Raw genomic sequence first — 571 nt, forward strand, 5'->3', positions numbered from 1 at the left:
GAACCTGGCGCTGGATCACCTCCTTAAACGATGATTACTCACGATGAGTGTCCACACAGATTGATATGGTTTAGATTTCAGAGCAAAGATTGGTTCTGCATAAAATGCTGAAGCGATTTATGTGGGGCTATAGCTCAGCTGGGAGAGCGCTTCGCTGGCAGCGAAGAGGTCATCGGTTCGATCCCGATTAGCTCCACCACTAGCTACATTGTTTCTGCTTTTAGCAAAACAACCTACAGTGTCCCGTTCGTCTAGAGGCCTAGGACACCGCCCTTTCACGGCGGTAACAGGGGTTCGACTCCCCTACGGGATACCATCTTTAAACATTCTCTCTTGAGAGTTTTTAAAAATGGTTACTTCATAAGAAGTGATTAGCTCTTTAACAATTTGGAAAGCTGACAAAACAATCTTTAAGATTGTTTGTAAAGTTCTCAATGTTTGTCTTTAAGACAAACACCAACTGTTTGTTTTCATTTTTTTAAAATGAAAGTAAACGAGCACATTTAAGTGTTCTTGGGAATATCACTTTTACAGTGATTATTCGAAATTGAGTCCGGCAAAATCGAAATGT

The 571-nt window shown here is 41.0% G+C and carries 2 tRNA genes; both read left to right on the plus strand.

Features of this window, described 5'->3' with window-relative positions:
* The first annotated feature begins 123 nt into the window (after positions 1 to 123).
* Positions 124 to 199, plus strand: a tRNA-Ala gene (locus tag VCHENC03_RS17165).
* Positions 200 to 240: 41 nt separating this feature from the next.
* Positions 241 to 316, plus strand: a tRNA-Glu gene (locus VCHENC03_RS17160).
* Positions 317 to 571 lie beyond the last annotated feature (255 nt).

Origin of the sequence: Vibrio sp. HENC-03 (assembly GCF_000305755.2) — a bacterium.
In the GTDB taxonomy this organism is placed as follows: Bacteria; Pseudomonadota; Gammaproteobacteria; order Enterobacterales; family Vibrionaceae; genus Vibrio; species Vibrio owensii.